Raw genomic sequence first — 20,786 nt, forward strand, 5'->3', positions numbered from 1 at the left:
GGGCGAGATCACACATCTGCAATCCAACACAAAACCTGTGGGAGCGAGCCTGCTCGCGATGGGTCGTGACGCGGTGCGGCTGTCTTACTGAGCAGTCAGGCTCACTCCCACAGGGATTGGGCGAGATCACACATCTGCAATCCAAACCAAAACCTGTGGGAGCGAGCCTGCTCGCGATGGGTCGTGACGCGGTGTGGCTGTCTTACTGAGCAGTCAGGCTCGCTCCCACAGGGATTGGGCGAGATCACACATCTGCAATCCAACCCAATACCTGTGGGAGCGAGCCTGCTCGCGATGGGTCGTGACGCGGTGTGGCTGTCTTACTGAGCAGTCAGGCTCACATCGCGCATCGGCTTGCCACGTACCGGTGCATCACCGGCCACGTAGTAATCGGCGGTGCTGCGCGGCAACGGTTGGCGGCCACGAATCTTGTCGGCGATTTTCTCGGCGATCATGATCGTTGGCGCGTTCAGGTTGCCGGTGGTGATGATCGGCATGATCGAGGCATCCACGACACGCAAGGCTTGCAGGCCATGCACACGGCCTTCGGCGTCAACCACGGCCATTTCGTCGGTGCCCATCTTGCACGAGCAGGACGGGTGGAACGCGGTTTCGGCGTGTTCGCGGATGAACGTGTCGAGTTGCTCATCGGTTTGCACGTCAATGCCCGGGCTGATTTCGCGGCCACGGTAAGCGTCCAGTGCAGGTTGTTGCATGATTTCACGCGTCAGGCGGATGCCGTCACGGAATTCCTGCCAGTCCTGCTCGGTGGCCATGTAGTTGAAAAGGATGCTCGGGTATTCGCGCGGGTCCTTGGACTTGGCCTGGATGCGACCACGGCTAGGCGAACGCATGGAACCCATGTGCGCCTGGAAGCCATGCTCTTTTACGCCGTTACTGCCGTTGTAGTTAATCGCGACCGGCAGGAAGTGGTACTGAATGTTCGGCCAATCGAATTCTTCACGGGTACGGATGAAACCACCGGCTTCGAACTGGTTGCTGGCGCCGATGCCAGTGCCGTTGAACAGCCACTCGGCACCGATAGCCGGCTGGTTGTACCAGAGCAGCGACGGGTACAGCGACACCGGTTGGGTGCAGGCGTATTGCAGGTACAGCTCCAGGTGATCCTGCAGGTTTTCGCCAACGCCTGGCAGGTCGTGGACCACCGGGATGTCTAGCGTGTTCAGCAGTTCGGCCGGGCCGACGCCAGAGCGTTGCAGAATTTGCGGGGACGCAATGGCGCCGGAGCACAGCAGCACTTCTTTGCGGGCGCGCGCTTCAACGCGCTCTTCAGCGGCGCCGATCAGGTAGCGCACGCCGACCGCGCGTTTGTCTTCGAACAGAATCTTGTCGGTCAAGGCGTGCGTGACGATGGTCAGCGTCGAGCGCTTCTTGGCAACGTCCAGGTAACCGCGAGCGGTGCTGGCGCGGCGGCCGTTCGGCGTCACGGTGCGGTCCATCGGGCCGAAGCCTTCTTGCTGGTAACCGTTGAGGTCTTCGGTACGCGGGTAGCCGGCTTGCACGCCCGCCTCAACCATCGCGTGGAACAGCGGGTTGTTACCGGCCTTAGGCGTGGTCACGCTAACCGGGCCATCGCCACCGTGGTAATCGTTCGGGCCGATGTCACGGGTTTCAGCCTTGCGGAAATACGGCAGGCAGTTGAGGTAATCCCAATCTTCCAGGCCTGGCAGTTTCGACCAATTGTCGTAGTCCATCGCGTTGCCGCGGATGTAGCACATGCCGTTGATCAGCGAAGAACCGCCAAGGCCCTTGCCGCGACCGCATTCCATACGACGGCCGTCCATGTGTGGCTCTGGATCGGTTTCATAGGCCCAGTTGTAGCGACGGCCCTGCAGCGGGAACGCCAAAGCGGCCGGCATTTGTGTGCGGAAGTCGAAGCGGTAATCCGGGCCGCCTGCTTCGAGCAGCAGGACGGTGACGCCTTGGTCTTCAGTCAGACGGGTCGCCAGAGTGTTACCGGCCGAGCCGGCACCGATGATGATGTAATCGTATTCTTGGGACATTGAATGCACCCTCTTTGAAGTTGGTTCAGGTCGAGATCGCCGAGACACTGCAAAACCTGTGGTGAGGGGATTTATCCCCGACCGGCTGCGCAGCAGTCGCAAAATCAGCGACCGAGATCTATCTGAAGACTTGCAGTATCTGGATGGGGGCTGCTTCGCAGCCCAACGGGGATAAATCCCCTCGCCACAGAAAACTCTTAGTCAGATCAGAACACCGAGGCGTAATCGCCCAGCTCGACCTGTACCGATTTGATGCGCGTGAAGTTGTTCAGCGAGCTGATCCCGTTCTCACGGCCAACACCCGACTGCTTGTAGCCGCCGACCGGCATCTTGGCGTCGGATTCGCCCCAGGCGTTGATCCAGCAGATGCCTGCTTCCAGTTGATGAATCACGCGGTGAGCGCGGTTCAGGTCTTTGGTGACGATACCGGCAGCCAGGCCGAAGTCGGTGTCGTTGGCGCGACGAATCACTTCTTCTTCGGTTTCGTAGGTGAGGATGCTCATCACTGGGCCGAAGATTTCTTCGCGGACGATGGTCATCTCGTCGGTGCAATCGGTGAACACGGTCGGTGCCACGAAGGCGCCTTTGGCGAAGTCGCCTTCGGTCAGACGGCCGCCGCCGCACAGCACGCGGGCGCCTTCTTCCTTACCCTTGGCGATGTAGCCCAGCACGCTTTCCATGTGCGCAAAGCTCACCAGCGGGCCGAAATTGGTGTTTTCGTCTTCCGGGTTGCCGATGCGGATCCGGGCAACGCGCTCAGCGATCTTGGCTTCGAATGCGGCTTGCAAATGCTTGGGCACGAACACGCGAGTGCCGTTGGTGCACACCTGGCCGGAGCTGTAGAAGTTGGCCATCATCGCGGTGTCGGCAGCACGATCGAGGTCGGCGTCGTCGAAAATGATCAGCGGCGATTTACCGCCCAGTTCCATGGTCACCTCTTTGAGCGAAGAGCTCGAAGCACTGGCCATGACTTTCTTGCCGGTGTCGGTGCCGCCGGTGAACGAGATTTTCTCGATGCGCGGGTGCTCGGTCAGCCAGGTGCCCACTTCGCGACCACTGCCGGTCAACACGTTGAACACGCCAGCCGGAACGCCGGCTTCGGTGTAGATCTCAGCCAGTTTCAGCGTGGTCAGGGACGTGACTTCGCTTGGCTTGAAGATCATTGCGTTACCGGCCGCCAGGGCCGGCGCAGATTTCCACAGGGCGATCTGAATCGGGTAGTTCCACGCGCCGATACCGGCCACGACGCCCAATGGCTCGCGACGGGTATAAACGAACGACGTGGTGCGCAGCGGAATTTGCTCGCCTTCGATGGCCGGTACCAAGCCTGCGTAGTATTCCAGCACGTCAGCGCCAGTGACGATGTCGACGTACTTGGTTTCGGAGAACGACTTGCCAGTGTCCAGGGTTTCCAGGGCGGCCAGTTCATCGTTGCGCTCGCGCAGGATGTCCACGGCGCGACGCAGGATGCGCGAACGCTCCATGGCCGTCATTGCCGCCCAGATCTTCTGGCCTTTCTCGGCGCTGACCACGGCCCGCTCGACGTCTTCCTTGGTCGCGCGTTGCACGTTTGCGAGGACTTCACCGTTAGCCGGGTTGATGGCTTCGAAAGTGGCGTCGCTGCTAGCGTCGGAGTAACCGCCATCAATGTAGAGTTTTTGCAGTTCGAAACGGGCCATATAGTCCTCGCAAGTGCATAAGTTGATTGGCGGTAACCACTGGGTGATGCCAGCCGTTGGCGGCATCACGGGTCAGTAGCGGTTCAGGGGTTGAGCGGTTATGTGTGCTCTAACTCACCTGCTTGGCCAATTGGATATCCATGTATTCGTAAGCGATCTGTTGCGCCTGCTCGGTGTCGAAAGCATCTCCCGACAGCGCGCCGCGCAACCACAAACCATCAATGAGGGCTGCCAGGCCACGTGCTGCACTGCGCGCATCTTCGAGCGGCAATACACGGCGGAACTGGCAGCACAGGTTGGAATACAGACGGTGATCGTTGATCCGCTGCAACCTGTGCAAAGACGGGTGGTGCATGCTGGTGGCCCAAAAGGCCAACCAGGTTTTCATTGCCGGGCCATTGACCTGGCTGGCGTCGAAGTTGCCTTCGATAATCACCTGCAGATTCGCCCGGGGGCTGTCATCTGTCAGCGCCTGACGGCGCGCGGTGACGTTCTCGCTGAGGGCGTTCATCAGATACCGCATCGTGGCGGCGATCAGGCCATTCTTGTCCTGAAAATAGTGACTGATGATGCCGTTCGAGACACCGGCCAAACGGGCTATCAGCGCAATGCTGGCGTCCCCCATTCCGACCTGATCTACCGCCTGCAATGTGGCTTCGATCAACTGCTGACGACGGATGGGTTGCATACCGACCTTGGGCATCTTGCACATCTCCTTAGGCCTTCCAACGGACGTAAAACGTCTATCGGATTGGAGGCCAGTCTATTTTGTTTTGATTGAACGTTCAATCAACAAAGAATAAGCTCTGCGACAAATCGTCGCTATTTACAGACTTTTCCTACATGTAAATGGCGGTAATCCGACATCTGAAACCGCTCGAAACCCCCGCGCACTGGCGCTCAAGGGCTTCGGGCTTTTTTCGGGGTGTCTTTATATCACCCGCCGGTCGGCTGCCAACCAACCGATTGGTCGGGTAACGCGTTGCCTTGTGTTCTTCTCCCGCACTGCCCGGAGCATCTGTGCCATGAGTTCTGCTTCTCTTATAAAGACCCCGCCCGAGAAGGTGACGGTCAACGGTTGGGTGTTCTACACCTCTACCGCGCTGATTCTGTTGTTGACCGCCATTCTGATCATCGCCCCACAAGAGGCTGGCCGTTTGCTCGGCATTGCCCAGGCATGGTTGTCCCGCAGCTTCGGCTGGTACTACATGGTGGTGATTGCTGCTTACCTGGTATTCGTTATCGGCCTGGCGTTTTCGTCCTACGGCAAGCTCAAACTGGGCAGCAAGGACGACACGCCGGACTTCAGCTATGGCGCGTGGGCGGGGATGCTGTTCTCGTCGGGCATCGGCATTTCGCTGCTGTACTTCGGTGCTTCCGAGCCGCTGGACCATTATTTCAATCCGCCCGAAGGTGTGGCTGCCAGCAACATGGCGGCCCGTCAGGCGGTTCAACTGACGTTCCTGCATTGGGGCCTGCATGGCTGGGCGATCTACGCGCTGGTTGGTTTGGCGGTGGCCTACTTTGCTTACCGGCATAACCAGCCGCTGGCATTGCGTTCGGCGCTTTATCCGCTGGTCGGCGAGCGCTGGGTGAAAGGCGCGGCCGGACACGCGGTGGACGGCTTTGGCATGTTCGTGACCCTGCTGGGCCTGGTGACGAATTTGGGGATTGGTTCGCTGCAAGTGTCTTCCGGGCTGGAAAACCTGTTCGGCATGCAGCACAGCAACACCAACTTGCTGATCGTGATCATCGTGATGAGCACCGTGGCAACCATCGCTGCCGTGTCCGGTGTCGAGAACGGCATTCGTCGCCTGTCCAACCTCAACATCGTGCTGTTCAGTGGCCTGCTGATTTTCGTGTTGTTGTTCGGCCCGACGTTGCACCTGCTCAACGGCTTCGTGCAAAACGTTGGCGACTACCTGAACGGCATCGTACTGAAGACTTTTGACCTGTACGTCTACGAAGGCAGCGCCGAGAAGACCGAGCGCTGGATGGGCCTGTGGACGCTGTTCTATTGGGCGTGGTGGATTTCCTGGGCCCCGTTCGTGGGTATGTTCATCGCCCGTATTTCCCGTGGTCGCACGGTGCGTGAACTGGTGGCTGGCGTGTTGCTGATCCCGCTGGGTTTCACCCTGGCGTGGCTGTCGATTTTCGGTAACTCGGCATTGGACCTGGTGATGAACCATGGGGCGGTGGAGCTCGGCAAGACTGCGCTCGAACAACCGTCGATGGCGATTTACCAGTTGCTGGAGCATTACCCGGCGTCGAAGGTTGTGATCGGCGTGTCGATCTTCGTCGGTTTCGTGCTGTTCCTGACCCCGGCGGATTCCGGCGCGGTAATGATGGCCAACCTTTCGTGCAAGGGCGGCAACGTCGACGAAGATGCACCGCATTGGTTGCGCATTTTCTGGTCGGTGGTGATCACGCTGGTGACCATCGGCCTGCTGTTCGCCGGTAACTTTGAAGCCATGCAAACCATGGTCGTGCTGGCCGGTCTGCCGTTCTCGGTGGTGTTGGTGTTCTTCATGTTCGGTTTGCACAAGGCGATGCGCCAGGACGTGCAGATCGAACAGGAGCAAGCGGAGCTGGCAGCGCGGGGTCGCCGTGGTTTCAGCGAGCGTCTGACGCAACTGGACCTGCAGCCGAACCAGTCGATCGTTCAGCGCTTCATGGACAAGCAAGTGAGCCCGGCGCTGGAAGAGGCGGCGGTGCAGTTGCGCGGCCAAGGCCTGGACGTGCAAACGTTGTTGGGCAAGGCCAAGCGTTGCATGGGGCTGCGTATCGAGATGGAGTCGGGCAACCCCTTTGTCTACGAAGTCAGCCTGGATGGTTACCTGGCAGCGGCGGGCGATTCGGCGGCGGCTGAAAGCCCCGATGAGCCGCGTGCGCGCTACTACCGCGCCGAGGTTTACCTGCACAACGGCAGCCAGGATTACGACTTGATGGGCTTCACTCAGGATCAGATCACCCGTGACGTGCTCGATCAGTTTGAAAGCCATCGGCAGCTCCTTGGCCGTGTTTATAGCTGAGTTATCAGTGGTGCGGTGTTTCAGTCTGAAGCATCGCGTCAACTTCATCGCCAGCAGGCTGGCTCCCACAAGAGAATGCATTCCAATGTGGGGGCCATCGGCAGCTCCTTGGCAATGCAATCCCCTGTGGTAGCTAGCCTGCTAGCGATGGGGTCATCAACTTCAACACTGCATTGCCAGATATCCCGATAAACAAAAACGCCGCGATCCTCTCGCGGCGTTTTCGTGTGTGCGGCTCTAGCCCAGGTTCTTGCCGAGCAGCGCGTGGTACAGCTCGCTGTCGCCGAGGATGCCCACCACATGATTGTTGTCATGCAGCACCAGTTTGTTGCCAGTCTGGTAGCGAATCTGCAGCGCGTCGCGCATGCCGATGTTGGAGTCCACCAGCGTTGGCCTGCGACCCAAGCCTTCAACGGCTTGCCCCGGTGCCCAGTTTTGCAGGTCAAGGCTCGCGCCGTTCTGGCGTGCGCCTTTTATGGTGTTGCCCTCGGCCAGGTCCAGCCACGAATCGCCGCCCGGATCGAGGCATACCGAACCGTTGATGCGTTTGCAGTTGTCCAGGGTGCGCATCAGGCTGCGACCGCACAACACGTTCAGCGGATTGGTGTGCGCCACGAACGTGCGCACATAGTCATCCGCCGGGTTCAGAACGATTTCTTCCGGCTTGCTGTATTGAACGATTCGGCCGTCCTTCATGATGGCGATACGGCTGCCCAGCTTCAATGCTTCATCAAGGTCGTGACTGACGAACACGATGGTTTTGTTGAGCTTGCTTTGAAGTTCCAGCAGTTCGTCTTGCAGGCCTTGGCGGATCAGCGGGTCGAGCGCCGAAAACGGTTCGTCCATCAGCAAGATATCGGCGTCCATCGCCAGCGCGCGAGCCAGGCCGACGCGTTGCTGCATACCGCCGGAAAGCTCATCGGGTTTCTTGTTGCGCCATTGGGTAAGGCCTACCAGTTCGAGTTTTTCATCGACCAGTTTCTTGCGTTCTTTCTCCGGCCGGCCCTGCATCTCCAGACCGAAGCTGATGTTTTCGCGCACCGTCAGCCAAGGCATCAGGGCGAACTTCTGAAACACCATGGCGATGCGTTTGGTGCGCATCATTTTCAGTTCGGCCGGGGTGCAGGAAGCAATGTCGATCTGCCTGCTTTCGTGCTCGACGAACAACTTGCCACGGCTGACCGTGTTGAGACCATTGATGCAGCGCAGCAGGCTGGACTTGCCGGAACCGGACAGCCCCATCAGCACGCAGATCTCGCCTTTTTCGACGTCCAGGCTGGCTTTTTCAACGCCGACAATCTGCCCGGTCTTTTTCAGTATCTGATCACGGGTCATGCCTTGATCAAGAAGCTTCAAGGCTTCTCGCGGATCTTTGGAAAAGACTACGTCTACGTCTTCGAAGCGAATAATGCTCATGCATCACCCCCAATTTTAGCGTCGGGTTGTTTGCAGATACGGTCGAGCATGATCGCCAGCAGTACGATCGCCAGGCCTGCTTCGAAGCCCAGGGCGATATCGGCGGTGTTCAGTGCGTTGACCACAGGTTTGCCCAGGCCATCGGCGCCTACCAATGCTGCGATCACCACCATCGACAACGACAGCATGATGCATTGGGTAATACCGGCCGCGATGCTAGGCATGGCGTGCGGCAGTTCAATCCTTGAAAGCAGTTGACGGCGCGAGCAGCCGAAGGCTTTGCCGGCGTCCATCAATTCAGCCGGTACATCGCGAATACCCAGGTAGGTCAGGCGGATTGGCGCGGCAATCGCGAACACCACCGTGGAGATCAGACCCGGCACCACACCCAGCCCGAAGAGGGTCAGGGTCGGAATGAGGTACACGAACGTCGGTACGGTCTGCATCAGATCGAGCACCGGACGCATCAGTGTGTAGAACATCGGCTTGTGCGCGGCGACGATGCCCAACGGCACGCCGATGACCACGCAGACCAGGGTGGCGAACAACACCTGGGCGAGGGTTTCCATGGTTTCCTGCCAGTACCCCAGGTTGAGGATCAGCAGAAACGAGAGGATGACGAAAACGGTCAGTCCCCATTTGCGTTGAATGAAGTGTGCGAGTAGCGCAATTAGGCCGATCAATGCCAGCGGGTTGAACCAGGTCAGCGCAAAAGTCACACCGTGGATCATCGTTTCCAGCGTCACGGCGATTGCGTCGAACGTGCTGGCGCCGTGTTGCGTCAACCATTCAACGAAGCCCGCGATGTACTGGCCTAAGGGGATTTTCTGATCAATCAGCATGGTAGTGAACGTCCGCATGCAAGGAATAAACAGCCCGGGCGAGCTAGCTCGCCCGGCGTAAGCGATGCTCCATGATTTAAGGCATTGCCAGCTTGGCCTTCACGGCCGCAAGACCGGGTTTACCGTCAATGGTGGTCACACCTGCGAGCCAGGTATCGAGCACCTGGGGATTCTTTTTCAGCCAGGCCTTGGCCGCTGCGTCAGGCTTCATCTTGTCATCCAGGATGTTGCCCATCAGCGAGCTTTCCATGTCGACGGTGAATTCCAGATTTTTCAGCAGTTGGCCTACGTTGCTGCATTCCTGGGTGTAACCCTTGCGGGTGTTGGTGGCAACGGTTGCGGCACCGAAGTCCGGGCCGAAGAAGTCGTCGCCACCGGTCAGGTACTGGATTTTGAAGCGCTTGTTCATCGGATGTGGCGCCCAGCCAAGGAACACCACGGCGGTGTCACGTTTTTGCGCACGGTCGACTTGAGACAGCATGCCTGCCTCGCTGGACTCAACGACTTTGAAGCCTGCGTCTTTGAGGCCGAAGGCGTTTTTGTCGATCATGGTCTGGATCAGACGGTTGCCGTCGTTACCGGGCTCGATGCCGTAGATTTTGCCGTCGAGCTCTTTCTTGAATTTGGCGATGTCGGCGAAATCATGCAGCCCTTTGTCGTACAGCGCTTGCGGCACGGCGAGGGTGTACTTGGCGCCCGTAAGGTTGGTGCGTACGACGTCAACGGTGCCGGCGTCGCGGTAGGCCTTGATGTCGTTCTCCATGGTCGGCATCCAGTTACCCAGAAACACGTCCATGTTCTTGCCGTCGGCCAGGGACTTGTAGGTCACCGGTACGGAAATCATCGTGGTCTTGGTCTTGTAGCCGAGGGCGTCGAGCACGACGCTGGTGGTAGCGGTTGTAGCGGTGATGTCGGTCCAGCCGACATCGGAGAAGTTTACGGTGCTGCATTGTGCCGGTTCTGCGGCTTGCGCCAGAAACGGCAGACTTAGCATGGCGGCCAACAACAACGACGGGGAACCTTTCATGGATGGACTCCTTGGTGTTTTTTTTGGCAGTGTTCCGACTGGACCACCGCACTTATAGGTTGCGGTTGGATGGCGTTTTGGAGACAGCTTTACCACGGCGCCTTGCAATCGAGTCGATACGATCATGTACCAGTGAAAATCTGACGCCTACAGGGTGCGTCGTAACCAGTACAGGGATGGTCGCATCCAGTGTCAGTGACGTCGTTTACAGCTTTTTTTAGCCCCGTTTGCCGCTCTGATCCGCAAAAAACGGCGAAAACGTAGCGTCAAACGCCAGCGGCGTTGCTGGGCATGGGTACGTCGGTGTGAGACGTCGAACGACATGACAAAAGCCGGATGATGCGGCCATCTCGGCGGATTGCAGCTTGAGCGTAGCAGCTCCGTCACCGGGCGTTTTGGCGCCCGCAGTTGGCACATCCAGGAGTTCTGCAGTAATGGCTATCAGCGTTTTCGACCTGTTCAAAATCGGCATCGGCCCTTCCAGTTCACACACCGTAGGGCCAATGCGCGCCGCAGCGCTGTTCGTGCAGGTTTTACGGGAACAGGGACTTTTGGAACAAGTAAGGCGCGTTGAAGTTCAGCTTTACGGGTCGTTATCTGCCACCGGGATCGGTCACGGCAGCGATAACGCCGTGATCATGGGGCTGATGGGCGAATGGCCGGATGCGATCGATCCGTCGCACATCGGCATCCGTATCGAAACCCTGCGTGAAACCAGCACTTTGTTGCTTGATGGTCGTCTGCCTGTGCCGTTCATCTGGGCTCGTGACATGCGATTGATCGAAGAAAACCTGCCATTCCATCCGAACGCCATGACGCTGGTTGCCGAGGGCAATGACGGCGAGTTGCATCGCGACACCTATTATTCTGTCGGCGGCGGCTTTGTGGTGGATGAGGCACAAGCCTCCAGCGGCGTGGTGGACCTGGATCGCACCGTGCTGCCGTACGACTATTCCAGTGCGGTTGAGCTGCTGGAGCTGTGCCAGAAGCACAACTTGCGAGTCGCTGAACTGATGATGGCGAACGAAAAGGTCTGGCGTAGCGAAGAGGAAATCCGCAGCGGGCTGATGAAACTCTGGCGCGCCATGCAAGATTGCGTCGAGCAAGGGCTCAAGCACGAAGGCATCTTGCCCGGCGGCCTCAACGTACGCCGTCGCGCCGCTAAATTGCACCGCAGCTTGCAGGAGCTGGGCAAACCCAACGTGATCGGCTCGACGTTGAGCGCCATGGAGTGGGTCAACCTGTTCGCCCTGGCCGTCAACGAAGAGAATGCCGCGGGCGGGCGCATGGTAACGGCGCCGACTAATGGCGCGGCGGGGATTATTCCAGCGGTATTGCACTACTTCATGAAGTTCAGCGAAGCGGTCACCGACGCCAACGTCGTCGACTATTTGCTCGGTGCCGCGGCCGTCGGGATTTTGTGCAAGAAAAACGCTTCCATCTCCGGTGCTGAAGTCGGCTGCCAAGGCGAAGTGGGTTCCGCCTGCGCCATGGCAGCGGCAGGGCTGGCAGAAATTCTCGGCGCCACGCCGGAACAATTGTGCAACGCGGCGGAAATTGGCCTGGAGCACAACCTGGGCCTCACTTGCGATCCGGTAGGCGGCCTGGTGCAAGTGCCCTGCATCGAACGCAATGCGATTGCGGCGGTGAAAGCGATCAATGCGGCGCAGATGGCATTGCGCGGCGACGGCCAGCACTTTATCTCGCTGGACCGGGTGATCCGCACCATGCGCGACACCGGCGCCGACATGCATGACAAATACAAAGAGACATCGCGCGGTGGGTTGGCGGTCAGTGCGGTTGAGTGTTGAGACTGCATCGGTCCTATCGCCAGCAGGCTGGCTCCCACAGGTTTTGTGATCGATAAAGATACACTGTGGGAGCCAGCCTGCTGGCGATAGCATCAGACCAGTCAAAACTGCGCGCTAATTGAACACCCGATCCCAATCGCGCCACGTTTTGGCGCGTCGCTTACAGATAAGCGCTATTAGTCGTCAGCGAGTCCTGAACCGCTTTCTACCGCCTGTCACCTGTGCCTGTGGTGACACTCTTTCCAACCTCGCGCAAGACCCGTAACCCCAAGTGATACCGATTTGCTCACCGGTCGCGGGGCAGGGCGCTTGCCCTGCCTGATGGCCCTTATTATCCCTACTCTCTACGTGTGCTTATGTAGAAGCATCCAGACACGTCTCGATGTCGTTTTCAGGAGTTATTGAACGCGCATTCAAATTTAGGCATGGCAATTGCTCTGTCATTACAAAGCCCGTCTCCCACGCGAGAACGATGGCAATAACAAGAGCCTCCGCCTGAGGCCATCACCCGCTTTGTGTGAGGAGATACCGCGATGACGACGTTCAACTCCGGGGCTCAACCCCAGAACCGTGCGCCTCAATCCATCGGCTTTTTGCTGCTGGACAATTTCACGCTGATTTCTCTGGCGTCCGCAGTAGAACCGCTGCGTATGGCCAACCAGTTGTCTGGCCGCGAGCTGTATCGCTGGACCACGCTCACCGTCGATGGCGGGCAGGTCTGGGCCAGTGACGGCCTGCAGATCACCCCCGATTGCTCCATGCACAAAGCGCCTGCCCTGGACACGATCATTGTTTGCGGCGGTATCGGCATTCAACGCACCGTCACGCGTGAGCATGTGTCGTGGCTGCAAAGCCAGGCGCGTCAGTCGCGTCGCCTCGGTGCTGTCTGCACCGGCAGTTGGGCGTTGGCGTGCGCCGGCCTGCTGGACGGTTTCGATTGCAGTGTGCACTGGGAATGCCTGGCGTCGATGCAGGAAGCCTTCCCGCGTGTTGTCATGAGTACACGCCTGTTTACCCTCGACCGTAACCGCTTCACCAGCTCTGGCGGCACCGCGCCGCTGGACATGATGCTGCACCTGATCAGCCGCGATCACGGTCGTGAACTGTCAGCTGCCATCTCGGAAATGTTTGTCTACGAGCGTATTCGTAACGAACAGGATCACCAGCGTGTGCCACTCAAACACATGCTCGGCACCAATCAGCCGAAGCTGCAGGAAATCGTCGCGCTGATGGAAGCCAACCTGGAGGAGCCCATCGACCTTGACGAACTGGCCGTGTATGTCGCGGTATCGCGTCGTCAACTCGAGCGGTTGTTCCAGAAGTATCTGCACTGCTCGCCGTCCCGTTACTACCTGAAACTGCGACTGATCCGTGCACGGCAGTTGCTCAAGCAAACGCCGATGTCGATCATCGAGGTGGCATCGGTCTGCGGCTTTGTGTCCACGCCGCACTTCTCCAAGTGCTACCGCGAATACTTCGGCATTCCGCCGCGTGACGAGCGCGTAGGTTCCAACACCACACAACAAGTTGCGATGATGCCGCTGCCGCAAGCGTTGGTACTGTCGCCATTGTCGGGGCCGTTGTCGGCGTTGAGCCAGGCGCGTAACGAGTCTACGTTTGCCAGTGTAAGACTGTAGGAGCGCAGAGCCTTCATCGCGAGCAGGCTCACTCCCACATTGGACCGCGTTCCCATGAGAGAACCCGGTCAACGGTGGGAGCGAGCCTGTTCGCGATTGGATCTGTCAGGCGCTACGGCCTTGCTGATACTGCGCCAACGCCGGCAGTAATTGTTTATCAATGGCCTGGCGCACGGCCGGCAGGATGGTCGCGCTGCTGGTGTACATATCCTTGACCATTCTGCGCAACGTCATGGCTCGCTCATCGTTCAAGCCTCGCACCGCGCACTCGCAAGCCTGCTCGGCGGTCGAACCGCTGGGTACTTGAAAACCCAATGCCTTGAGCTGGCCCAACAGGTCTTCCTGGTCTATCAAATCGGCGTACATCATGACGCAATCCTTCTTCAGGGAACGGTGTCGTGAGTCGATTCTGGTAGGGGCCGTCGGCGGCGGCAAGGGCGAATTGTCGCAATGGCCGAGATACCTATGAACAGGTCGTTTTCGGCTAACTTGAGCGAAAGTGAGCAGGCACACTGCAGACAGCTGGTATCACGAAGGTTTGGTCACCCTCGCGCAACGGCTCCTCAACAGTACCCACCTCAGCCCCGATCTTGTCACGGCATGATCGGGGTTTTTTTTGCCTTGAATCAGGTGGTTTTGGGTTGATTGGACGACCGCTTTCGCGAGCATGCCCGCTCCCACGTTCGACTGCATTCCTCTGAGGGAACTCGGTCAACTGTGGGAGCCAGCCTGCTCGCGATGAACGATGACCCGGTTCAGCGTTGCAACACCAAAATCCGCGACAACAACTCATCGCGGTCGACATAGCATCCCTGGAAGTGCCGGGCGCCGGTTGCAGGGTCGAAAGCGTTGCGCGCATGCAAGGTACGGCGGTTGTCGAAGCACCACATCTCACCCGGATTGAGTCGCGTCATCAGGCGAAAACGTGCCTCGCGAGTCATGCCGATCAAGCGTCGATACGCACGATAAAGCCTGGGCATTTCCTCCACAGACGCATCAAACGGCCCGCGCAGAAAGTTCGCCATGCGGATTTCCGAGACTTTCCCTAAAGCGTCCAGCGCGATGATGGGCGCGAGGCAACGGTAGTCACTGTTGCGGTCCTTGTTGCGAAATTCCACCGGGATTTCACAGAGGCTTTTGAAAGACTCGGGATCTTCTTCGCGCAAGGCTTCGGCGATGGCAAAACCATCGACAAAAATGCTCTCGCCGCCGTCGGCATCATTCACCAGGCAATGCAGGAATTGCAGCCCCGGTTGCAACTCCCGGGTCGGCAAATCGCTGTGCAGCGGCAGGTTGAAAGCGGTGTAGGCATTGCTGTCCGCATCAGCCTTGGATTGCACGTTGAACAACACACCGAAATTGCTCTCGCGGATGAATGAGATTCGCTGGGCGATCAGCTTCAAAGAGCCAGGCTCGGTGGGCACGCCGCGCACCTGGGTCAGGCCAAGGTCACGCACGGCCAGCAGCCATTGGAGCAATGCCTGGTCGTCGCTCATCAATGCCTGGTATTCGAACACCGGCAATTGCAAGTCACTGCGCCATAGTTGGTGTTTCGGTTTGGCGGCGCGTCGTTCCGCCCGGGACTTATCATCATACGCGTGGGCGCGCAGCCACCCGGGATCGAAGCGGCTCAGATGTCCGTCTTGCCAATCGATACGCAAGCAACCTTGGTCATCAATGCTTGATGCTGAGGGTATGAGGTCATGCGCGACGTCGATGATTTCCAGCACCTGTTCGCGAGTGACGGTGTAGACGCACTGCGGGCAAGGGCAGTTGTCCCGCAACCATTGGTGATGGTAGGGGCTGATCCGGCCGTCAGCCCACGTCACTTGAACGTGATCCGCCAGACCGTTCACGGCGGTCAGCGCACTGATCAACGGGTAGGTACGAAAGTCAGCGAAGGCGGCAGTGTTCATGCGATCTCCTGATCATTTTTTAGGTGGTAGAGCGATCACTCGGCCAATGTAGGCGGGGGTCGCCAGATCAATTTGTTCGCTTGCGATGGCGTGCAGTTTGCTCAGTGTCTGTTCGCTGAACGGTGCGGCGTTAGGGCCTGCAAGGTCGACATGCAGCAGCATTTGTTCGTTGCCAGCCAGGGTCTTGTCGTCACCCACCACGTGAAGGCTGTGATACAGGTGCAGGCGTTTGCTGTCGTGGCCGATGATCTGGGTGCGAACTTCGACCTCGGCATCGAGCTTCACTTCGTGCAAGTAATTGAGGTGCAATTCAAGGGTGAATAGCGAGTTGCCGCTGGCTTCGCGCTGGTTGCTGTCCATGCCCAGGCGATCCATCAAGGCATCGGTGGCATAGCTGAAAATCAGCAGGTAGAAAGCGTCGCGCAGGTGGCCGTTGTAGTCGACCCAATCGGGGATGATGCGGGTTTGGTAGGTGGTGAGGGTGGGCATGGTGGCTGATCCAGAACAGATTGTGATTGGAATGCCGTCATCGCCAGCAGGCTGGCTCCCACATTGGAATGCATTCTTCTGTGGGAGCTAGCCTGCTGGCGATGGGCGCAGTCCTGATAGTCGATTAGTCGGCGAACGCCATTCCATGTTTCTCTTTGGTGGTCTTCACGGCTTCAAGCACCGCCAGCAAGCAGTCATCACGATAGCGCTCCAGTGCCGAAATGCTGTGCCCGCCCAATTGATCGCTGGTGCCTTCCACCACATCGTCGATCAACTTGTCGGTCAGTTCCGGTGCTGGCAAGTACGTCCATGGCAACTGCAGCGCCGGGCCAAATTGCGCCATGAAGTGCCGCATGCCAGCGTCGCCACCCGCCAGGGTATAGGTCAAAAAGGTGCCCATGAACGACCAGCGCAGACCCGCGCCAAAACGAATCGCATCGTCGATTTCACCTGTGGTTGCGACACCGTCGTTGACCAGGTGCAGCGCCTCGCGCCATAGCGCTTCCAGCAACCGATCGGCGATGAAGCCTGGCACTTCCTTGCGCACATGCAAGGGACGCATGCCCAAGGACTCATAGACTTTGATTGCCGCTTGAATTGCTTCCGGGGCCGTGTTTCTGCCACCGACCACTTCCACCAGGGGCAGCAGGTAAACCGGGTTGAACGGGTGCCCGACCACGCAACGCTCAGGGTGCGTCGAGCCCTCGTAAAACTCGCTTGGCAACAGGCCTGAAGTACTCGAGCCAATCAACGCATCGGGCTTGGCCGCGGCGCTGATTTTGCCGTGCAGCTCCAGTTTCAGATCAAGGCGTTCCGGTGCGCTTTCCTGAATGAAATCGGCATCGCGCACGCACTCTTCAATGGTCGCAACAAAGCGCAGCCGGTCTTGCGAAGCTCCAGGCGCCAAGCCTTGTTTTTCCAAGGCACCCCAGGCATTGGCCACGCGTTTGCGCAATGCTGCTTCGGCACCGGGAGCGGGGTCCCAGGCCACCACATCGAGGCCGTGGGCGAGCGCGCGGGACACCCAGCCGCTGCCGATGACACCGCTGCCCAGAGCGGCGAAGGTTTTGATTTCGGTGATAAAGCTCATGGCGACGTCCTGAATGAATTCGGTGATCCCATGTGGGCGCGAGCCTGCTCGCGAAAGCGCAGTGGCAGCCGACTGAAAATGCCGGATGTGACGGCCTCATCGCGCGCAGGCTCGCTCCCACAGGGGTGGGTGTATGTCTGGATTAACCGCGCTGGGTCAGGCCCATTTTTACCCGGCCTTCGGCAGGCGTGAGGACCCGGGCGCCGAGGCGGCTGAGGATCTCGCTGGCGCGTTCGACCAATTGGCCGTTGGTGGCTAATACGCCTTTGTCCAGCCAGATATTGTCTTCAAGGCCAACCCGCACGTTACCGCCCAACAACACCGCTTGTGCGGCCATTGGCATTTGCATGCGTCCGATACCGAAGCCTGCCCACACCGCGTTTGCCGGCAAGTTGTCGACCATGGCCTTCATGGTGGTGGTGTCAGCCGGTGCACCCCAGGGAATGCCCAGGCACAGTTGGAACAATGGGTCGTCGAGCAGGCCTTCCTTGATCAGTTGCTTGGCGAACCACAGGTGACCGGTGTCGAAAATTTCCAGCTCGGCCTTTACGCCCAGCTCTTGAATGCGTTTCGCACCAGCACGCAGTTGTGCCGGGGTAGAAACGTAAATGGTGTCGCCATCACCGAAGTTCAGGGTGCCGCAATCCAGGGTGCAGATTTCTGGCAGCAGTGCTTCGACGTGGGCCAGACGCGTCAGCGGGCCGACCAGATCGGTGTTTGGGCCGAACTCCATCGGGTTCTCGCCGGCACCGATTTCCAGGTCGCCGCCCATGCCGGCGGTGAGGTTGACGATGATGTCGACGTCCGCTTCGCGGATACGCTCCATCACTTCGCGGTACAGCGCCACGTCACGGCTGAACTTGCCGGTTTCAGGGTTACGAACATGGCAGTGAACGACCGTGGCGCCGGCCTTCGCAGCTTCAACGGCGGCTGCGGCGATCTGTTTCGGGGTGACCGGTACGTGTGGGCTTTTGGCGGTCGTGTCGCCAGCACCGGTGAGTGCGCAGGTGATGATGACGTCGTGATTCATGAGGCGGGTTCCTGTTCTTTATGAAATGGCGGGCGTGGTGATTCCGTTCGCAGCCCGGTCGGGCTGCGAAGCGGTGGGTCATTCAGATTTATTTACTGGTCAGTTGCAGGTTCTCAGCCGCCGGCTTGCCATCGAAAGTGGTCACTCCTTCCAGCCAGCGCTGCTTGTCTTGCGGGTGATCCTTGAGCCACTGCTTGGCCGATTCGAACGCGTCTTTGTGATCCAATAACGGCTGCATCATCCGGCTCTCGTCTTCGGCGGTGTACGTCAGGTTGCTCAGCAAGCGGCCGATGTTCGGGCACTGCTGGGCGTAGTTCGGTGCGGTAACGGTCCACACCGTCGCCATGCCTTCGTTCGGGCCGAGGGCATCGTCGCTGCCAGTGAGATAAGTCATTTTCACGTTGACGTTCATCGGGTGTGGCGCCCAGCCAAAGAACACCACCGCTTCGTTACGCCGCACGGCGCGATCCACGGCGGCGAGCATCCCGGCCTCGCTGGACTCCACCAGCTGGAATTTGCCGAGGCCGAACTGGTTCTTGGCGATCATCGCCTTGATCTGGGTGTTGGCGCCTGAACCGGGTTCGATGCCGTAGATTTTGCCTCCCAGTTCTTTCTCGAATTTGGCGATATCGGCAAAGGTTTTCAGGCCTTTATCGGCAAGATACGTTGGCACGGCCAGTGTGGCGCGAGCATCTTTCAGGCTTGGCGCCTCAAGCACCTTGACCTGCTTGCCATCGACAAACGGGGTGATGGTCTGGGTCATCAACGGGTTCCAGTAGCCCAGGAACAAGTCCAGGCGCTGGTCGCGGATCCCGGCGAAAATGATTTGCTGGGAGGCGCTGGTTTGTTTGGTTTTGTAGCCGAGGCCGTCGAGCAGGACCTGGGTCATGGCACTTGTGGCGATCACATCGGTCCAGTTAACCACGCCCATGCGTACGTTCTGGCACGATGCAGGTTCGGCGGCCATGACACTGGCGCTCAAGAAAGCGGTACCGCTGAGTGCAAGAACACAGCTGCTGATCAGTCGTTTCATGTCGGGTTCCTCGGCAGGTCATTATTGTGGTTTCCGGCGTCTGCGCGCCGGTGATGCCAAGTTACGCAGCTATAGCCCCGTTAAAGCGCACTACGGCGACCAGCACTTGCACTGCAGCGACCTGTGCTCTTGAATGGCATGGACAACAGGCGTATCAACGTCCACACGCTTGCCGCCCTCTCGTTACCTGCCAGTCGAGTGCGCTCAATGTCCCAGGATTTTTACTTCATGTTGATGCCGGGTTTCTCGGCCATCGGTTTCATCTCGGCCATCGAGCCGCTGCGGGTCGCCAATCGTTTTCGCGGCGAGCTGTATCGCTGGCACGTATTGAGTGCCGATGGTGGTGCGGTATTGGCCAGCAACGGCATGTCGGTCAACGCCGATGCAGCGTTGGAGCCACTGAAGAAAGGCGCGACGCTATTGGTGATCGCCGGTTTTGAGCCACTGAAATTCGCAACGCCGGCGCTGGAACACTGGCTGCGTCGGCTGGACAACGAAGGTGTGACCCTTGGCGCCATCGATACCGGCAGCTTCATCCTCGCCGAGGCCGGCCTGCTCGACGGTCACCGCCTGACGTTGCATTGGGAAGCCATCGATGCGTTCAGGGAGTCTTATCCGCAACTCAGCGTCACTCAGGAATTATTCGAGATCGACCGCCGCCGTATCACCTCCGCCGGCGGCACGGCGTCCATCGACTTGATGCTGGACCTCATTGCCCAATCCCACGGCCCGGAACTGGCGATTCAAGTCAGCGAACAATTCGTACTCGGCCGCATCCGACCACGCAAAGACCACCAACGCATGGAAGTCGCCACGCGTTACGGCATCAGCAACAAGAAACTGGTGCATGTCATCGGGGAGATGGAGCAACACAGCGAGCCGCCGCTGAGCACGTTGGCGCTAGCCGAGTCGATCAACGTGACACGACGCCAGCTTGAGCGGTTGTTCCGATTGCATCTGAACGACACCCCGAGCAATTTTTACCTGCGCTTAAGGCTGGAGAAAGCGCGCCAGCTACTGCGCCAGACTGACATGAGCGTGCTGGAAGTGAGCATCGCTTGCGGATTTGAATCGCCGTCGTATTTCACCCGCAGCTATCGGGCGAAGTTCGAGCGGTGTCCGCGGGAAGATCGGCGGCGTTTGGGAGATGGCCGGGAACGGGTCTGAACACAAATTTCGACAACACCAAAGACCCCTGTGGGAGCTGGCTTGCCTGCGATGGCCACACCGTTTGGGAGATGGCCGGGAACGGGTCTGAACATAAATTTCGACAACACCAAAGAACCCCTGTGGGAGCGAGCCTGCTCGCGATGGCGGTCTGTCATACAAGTTGATGTCGACTGATCCACCGCTATCGCGAGCAGGCTCGCACACAGTAGATTTTTGTTGCTCACAAAACCTGTGCCTTGCCCAGATCCAATGTGGGAGCTGGCTTGCGAGCGATGGCCACACCTCGGTCTGCCAGAAACCCTTGTTGAATGGGCGGGTCTCATCGCTAGCAGGCTAGCTCCCACAATAGATCTGTGTTGCTCACAAACTCTGTGCCTTGCCCAGATCCAATGTGGGAGCTGGCCTGCCAGCGATGGCCACACCTCGGTCTGCCAGAAACCCTTGTTGAATGGGCGGGTCTCATCGCTAGCAGGCTAGCTCCCACAATAGACCTGTGTTGCTCACAAACTCTGTGCCTTGCCCAGATCCAATGTGGGAGCTGGCCTGCCAGCGATGGCCACACCTCGGTCTGCCAGAAACCCTTGTTGAAT

16 protein-coding genes are annotated in these 20,786 nt (G+C 58.8%); 4 read left to right on the forward strand and 12 right to left on the reverse strand.

The window, feature by feature from the left end; translation table 11 throughout:
• Positions 1–320: 320 nt before the first annotated feature.
• The 3 genes from betA to betI form a co-directional block, all read right to left on the reverse strand.
• Positions 321–2,024, reverse strand: coding sequence for a choline dehydrogenase (betA, locus tag ACQR3R_RS19575; protein WP_428274407.1), 1,704 nt, complete (start codon positions 2,022–2,024; stop codon positions 321–323).
• A 206-nt stretch (positions 2,025–2,230) separates the two neighbouring features.
• Complete coding sequence (gene betB, locus ACQR3R_RS19580) at positions 2,231–3,703, reverse strand: betaine-aldehyde dehydrogenase (RefSeq protein ID WP_428274409.1); 1,473 nt, start codon at positions 3,701–3,703, stop codon at positions 2,231–2,233.
• Between the two features lie 109 nt (positions 3,704–3,812).
• Complete coding sequence (gene betI, locus ACQR3R_RS19585) at positions 3,813–4,406, reverse strand: transcriptional regulator BetI (RefSeq protein WP_428274411.1); 594 nt, start codon at positions 4,404–4,406, stop codon at positions 3,813–3,815.
• 322 nt (positions 4,407–4,728) lie between these two features.
• On the opposite strand from betI, the gene ACQR3R_RS19590 reads away from it, so the two are divergent.
• The gene (locus ACQR3R_RS19590; RefSeq protein WP_428274413.1) at positions 4,729–6,735 is read left to right on the forward strand and encodes a BCCT family transporter; all 2,007 of its coding nucleotides are present in this window, start codon (positions 4,729–4,731) and stop codon (positions 6,733–6,735) included.
• A 237-nt stretch (positions 6,736–6,972) separates the two neighbouring features.
• Here the strand turns inward: ACQR3R_RS19590 and choV are convergent, their stop codons facing one another.
• The 3 genes from choV to ACQR3R_RS19605 form a co-directional block, all read right to left on the reverse strand.
• The gene (choV, locus tag ACQR3R_RS19595) at positions 6,973–8,151 is read right to left on the reverse strand and encodes a choline ABC transporter ATP-binding protein (protein ID WP_428274415.1); all 1,179 of its coding nucleotides are present in this window, start codon (positions 8,149–8,151) and stop codon (positions 6,973–6,975) included.
• Positions 8,148–8,993, reverse strand: coding sequence for a choline ABC transporter permease subunit (gene choW, locus ACQR3R_RS19600; RefSeq protein WP_428274417.1), 846 nt, complete (start codon positions 8,991–8,993; stop codon positions 8,148–8,150). The genes choV and choW overlap by 4 nt, the downstream gene beginning before the upstream one ends.
• Positions 8,994–9,069: 76 nt before the next feature.
• Complete coding sequence (locus ACQR3R_RS19605) at positions 9,070–10,020, reverse strand: choline ABC transporter substrate-binding protein (RefSeq protein ID WP_428274419.1); 951 nt, start codon at positions 10,018–10,020, stop codon at positions 9,070–9,072.
• Positions 10,021–10,454: 434 nt separating this feature from the next.
• Between ACQR3R_RS19605 and ACQR3R_RS19610 the strand changes: the two genes are divergently transcribed.
• Both ACQR3R_RS19610 and ACQR3R_RS19615 read left to right on the forward strand, forming a co-directional pair.
• A complete protein-coding gene (locus ACQR3R_RS19610; protein ID WP_428274421.1) occupies positions 10,455–11,831 on the forward strand; it encodes an L-serine ammonia-lyase in 1,377 nt (458 codons plus the stop codon).
• A gap of 533 nt (positions 11,832–12,364) precedes the next feature.
• Complete coding sequence (locus ACQR3R_RS19615; RefSeq protein ID WP_428274423.1) at positions 12,365–13,468, forward strand: choline metabolism transcriptional regulator GbdR; 1,104 nt, start codon at positions 12,365–12,367, stop codon at positions 13,466–13,468.
• A gap of 105 nt (positions 13,469–13,573) precedes the next feature.
• Here the strand turns inward: ACQR3R_RS19615 and ACQR3R_RS19620 are convergent, their stop codons facing one another.
• The 6 genes from ACQR3R_RS19620 to ACQR3R_RS19645 all read right to left on the reverse strand — a co-directional run bounded on the left by ACQR3R_RS19620 (position 13,574) and on the right by ACQR3R_RS19645 (position 19,026).
• A complete protein-coding gene (locus ACQR3R_RS19620) occupies positions 13,574–13,837 on the reverse strand; it encodes a hypothetical protein (RefSeq protein WP_428274425.1) in 264 nt (87 codons plus the stop codon).
• Between the two features lie 386 nt (positions 13,838–14,223).
• A complete protein-coding gene (locus ACQR3R_RS19625) occupies positions 14,224–15,384 on the reverse strand; it encodes a gamma-butyrobetaine dioxygenase (RefSeq protein ID WP_428274427.1) in 1,161 nt (386 codons plus the stop codon).
• A gap of 12 nt (positions 15,385–15,396) precedes the next feature.
• Complete coding sequence (locus tag ACQR3R_RS19630; protein ID WP_428274429.1) at positions 15,397–15,873, reverse strand: thioesterase family protein; 477 nt, start codon at positions 15,871–15,873, stop codon at positions 15,397–15,399.
• 124 nt (positions 15,874–15,997) lie between these two features.
• Positions 15,998–16,963, reverse strand: a complete 966-nt coding sequence (locus ACQR3R_RS19635; RefSeq protein ID WP_428274431.1) for an L-carnitine dehydrogenase — start codon at positions 16,961–16,963, stop codon at positions 15,998–16,000.
• Between the two features lie 142 nt (positions 16,964–17,105).
• Positions 17,106–17,993, reverse strand: a complete 888-nt coding sequence (locus ACQR3R_RS19640; protein WP_427635285.1) for a 3-dehydrocarnitine:acetyl-CoA trimethylamine transferase CdhC — start codon at positions 17,991–17,993, stop codon at positions 17,106–17,108.
• Positions 17,994–18,081: 88 nt separating this feature from the next.
• On the reverse strand, positions 18,082–19,026 hold the full coding sequence (locus ACQR3R_RS19645; protein WP_428274434.1) for a choline ABC transporter substrate-binding protein: 945 nt from the start codon (positions 19,024–19,026) through the stop codon (positions 18,082–18,084).
• A gap of 207 nt (positions 19,027–19,233) precedes the next feature.
• On the opposite strand from ACQR3R_RS19645, the gene ACQR3R_RS19650 reads away from it, so the two are divergent.
• A complete protein-coding gene (locus ACQR3R_RS19650) occupies positions 19,234–20,193 on the forward strand; it encodes a helix-turn-helix domain-containing protein (protein WP_428274436.1) in 960 nt (319 codons plus the stop codon).
• The last annotated feature ends 593 nt before the right edge of the window (positions 20,194–20,786 follow it).

Origin of the sequence: Gordonia sp. IEGM753 (genome assembly GCF_050321825.1) — a bacterium.
In the GTDB taxonomy this organism is placed as follows: domain Bacteria; phylum Pseudomonadota; class Gammaproteobacteria; order Pseudomonadales; family Pseudomonadaceae; genus Aquipseudomonas.

Bases quoted from the DNA above. Each gene is read 5' to 3' on its own strand.
- ACQR3R_RS19610 (WP_428274421.1), top strand. From the start codon at position 10,455: ATGGCTATCAGCGTTTTCGACCTGTTCAAAATCGGCATCGGCCCTTCC.
- betA (WP_428274407.1), bottom strand. From the start codon at position 2,024: ATGTCCCAAGAATACGATTACATCATCATCGGTGCCGGCTCGGCCGGT.
- ACQR3R_RS19640 (WP_427635285.1), bottom strand. From the start codon at position 17,993: ATGAATCACGACGTCATCATCACCTGCGCACTCACCGGTGCTGGCGAC.
- ACQR3R_RS19620 (WP_428274425.1), bottom strand. From the start codon at position 13,837: ATGATGTACGCCGATTTGATAGACCAGGAAGACCTGTTGGGCCAGCTC.
- choW (WP_428274417.1), bottom strand. From the start codon at position 8,993: ATGCTGATTGATCAGAAAATCCCCTTAGGCCAGTACATCGCGGGCTTC.
- choV (WP_428274415.1), bottom strand. From the start codon at position 8,151: ATGAGCATTATTCGCTTCGAAGACGTAGACGTAGTCTTTTCCAAAGAT.
- ACQR3R_RS19605 (WP_428274419.1), bottom strand. From the start codon at position 10,020: ATGAAAGGTTCCCCGTCGTTGTTGTTGGCCGCCATGCTAAGTCTGCCG.
- ACQR3R_RS19630 (WP_428274429.1), bottom strand. From the start codon at position 15,873: ATGCCCACCCTCACCACCTACCAAACCCGCATCATCCCCGATTGGGTC.
- betI (WP_428274411.1), bottom strand. From the start codon at position 4,406: ATGCCCAAGGTCGGTATGCAACCCATCCGTCGTCAGCAGTTGATCGAA.
- ACQR3R_RS19650 (WP_428274436.1), top strand. From the start codon at position 19,234: ATGTCCCAGGATTTTTACTTCATGTTGATGCCGGGTTTCTCGGCCATC.
- ACQR3R_RS19590 (WP_428274413.1), top strand. From the start codon at position 4,729: ATGAGTTCTGCTTCTCTTATAAAGACCCCGCCCGAGAAGGTGACGGTC.
- ACQR3R_RS19645 (WP_428274434.1), bottom strand. From the start codon at position 19,026: ATGAAACGACTGATCAGCAGCTGTGTTCTTGCACTCAGCGGTACCGCT.
- ACQR3R_RS19615 (WP_428274423.1), top strand. From the start codon at position 12,365: ATGACGACGTTCAACTCCGGGGCTCAACCCCAGAACCGTGCGCCTCAA.
- betB (WP_428274409.1), bottom strand. From the start codon at position 3,703: ATGGCCCGTTTCGAACTGCAAAAACTCTACATTGATGGCGGTTACTCC.
- ACQR3R_RS19625 (WP_428274427.1), bottom strand. From the start codon at position 15,384: ATGAACACTGCCGCCTTCGCTGACTTTCGTACCTACCCGTTGATCAGT.
- ACQR3R_RS19635 (WP_428274431.1), bottom strand. From the start codon at position 16,963: ATGAGCTTTATCACCGAAATCAAAACCTTCGCCGCTCTGGGCAGCGGT.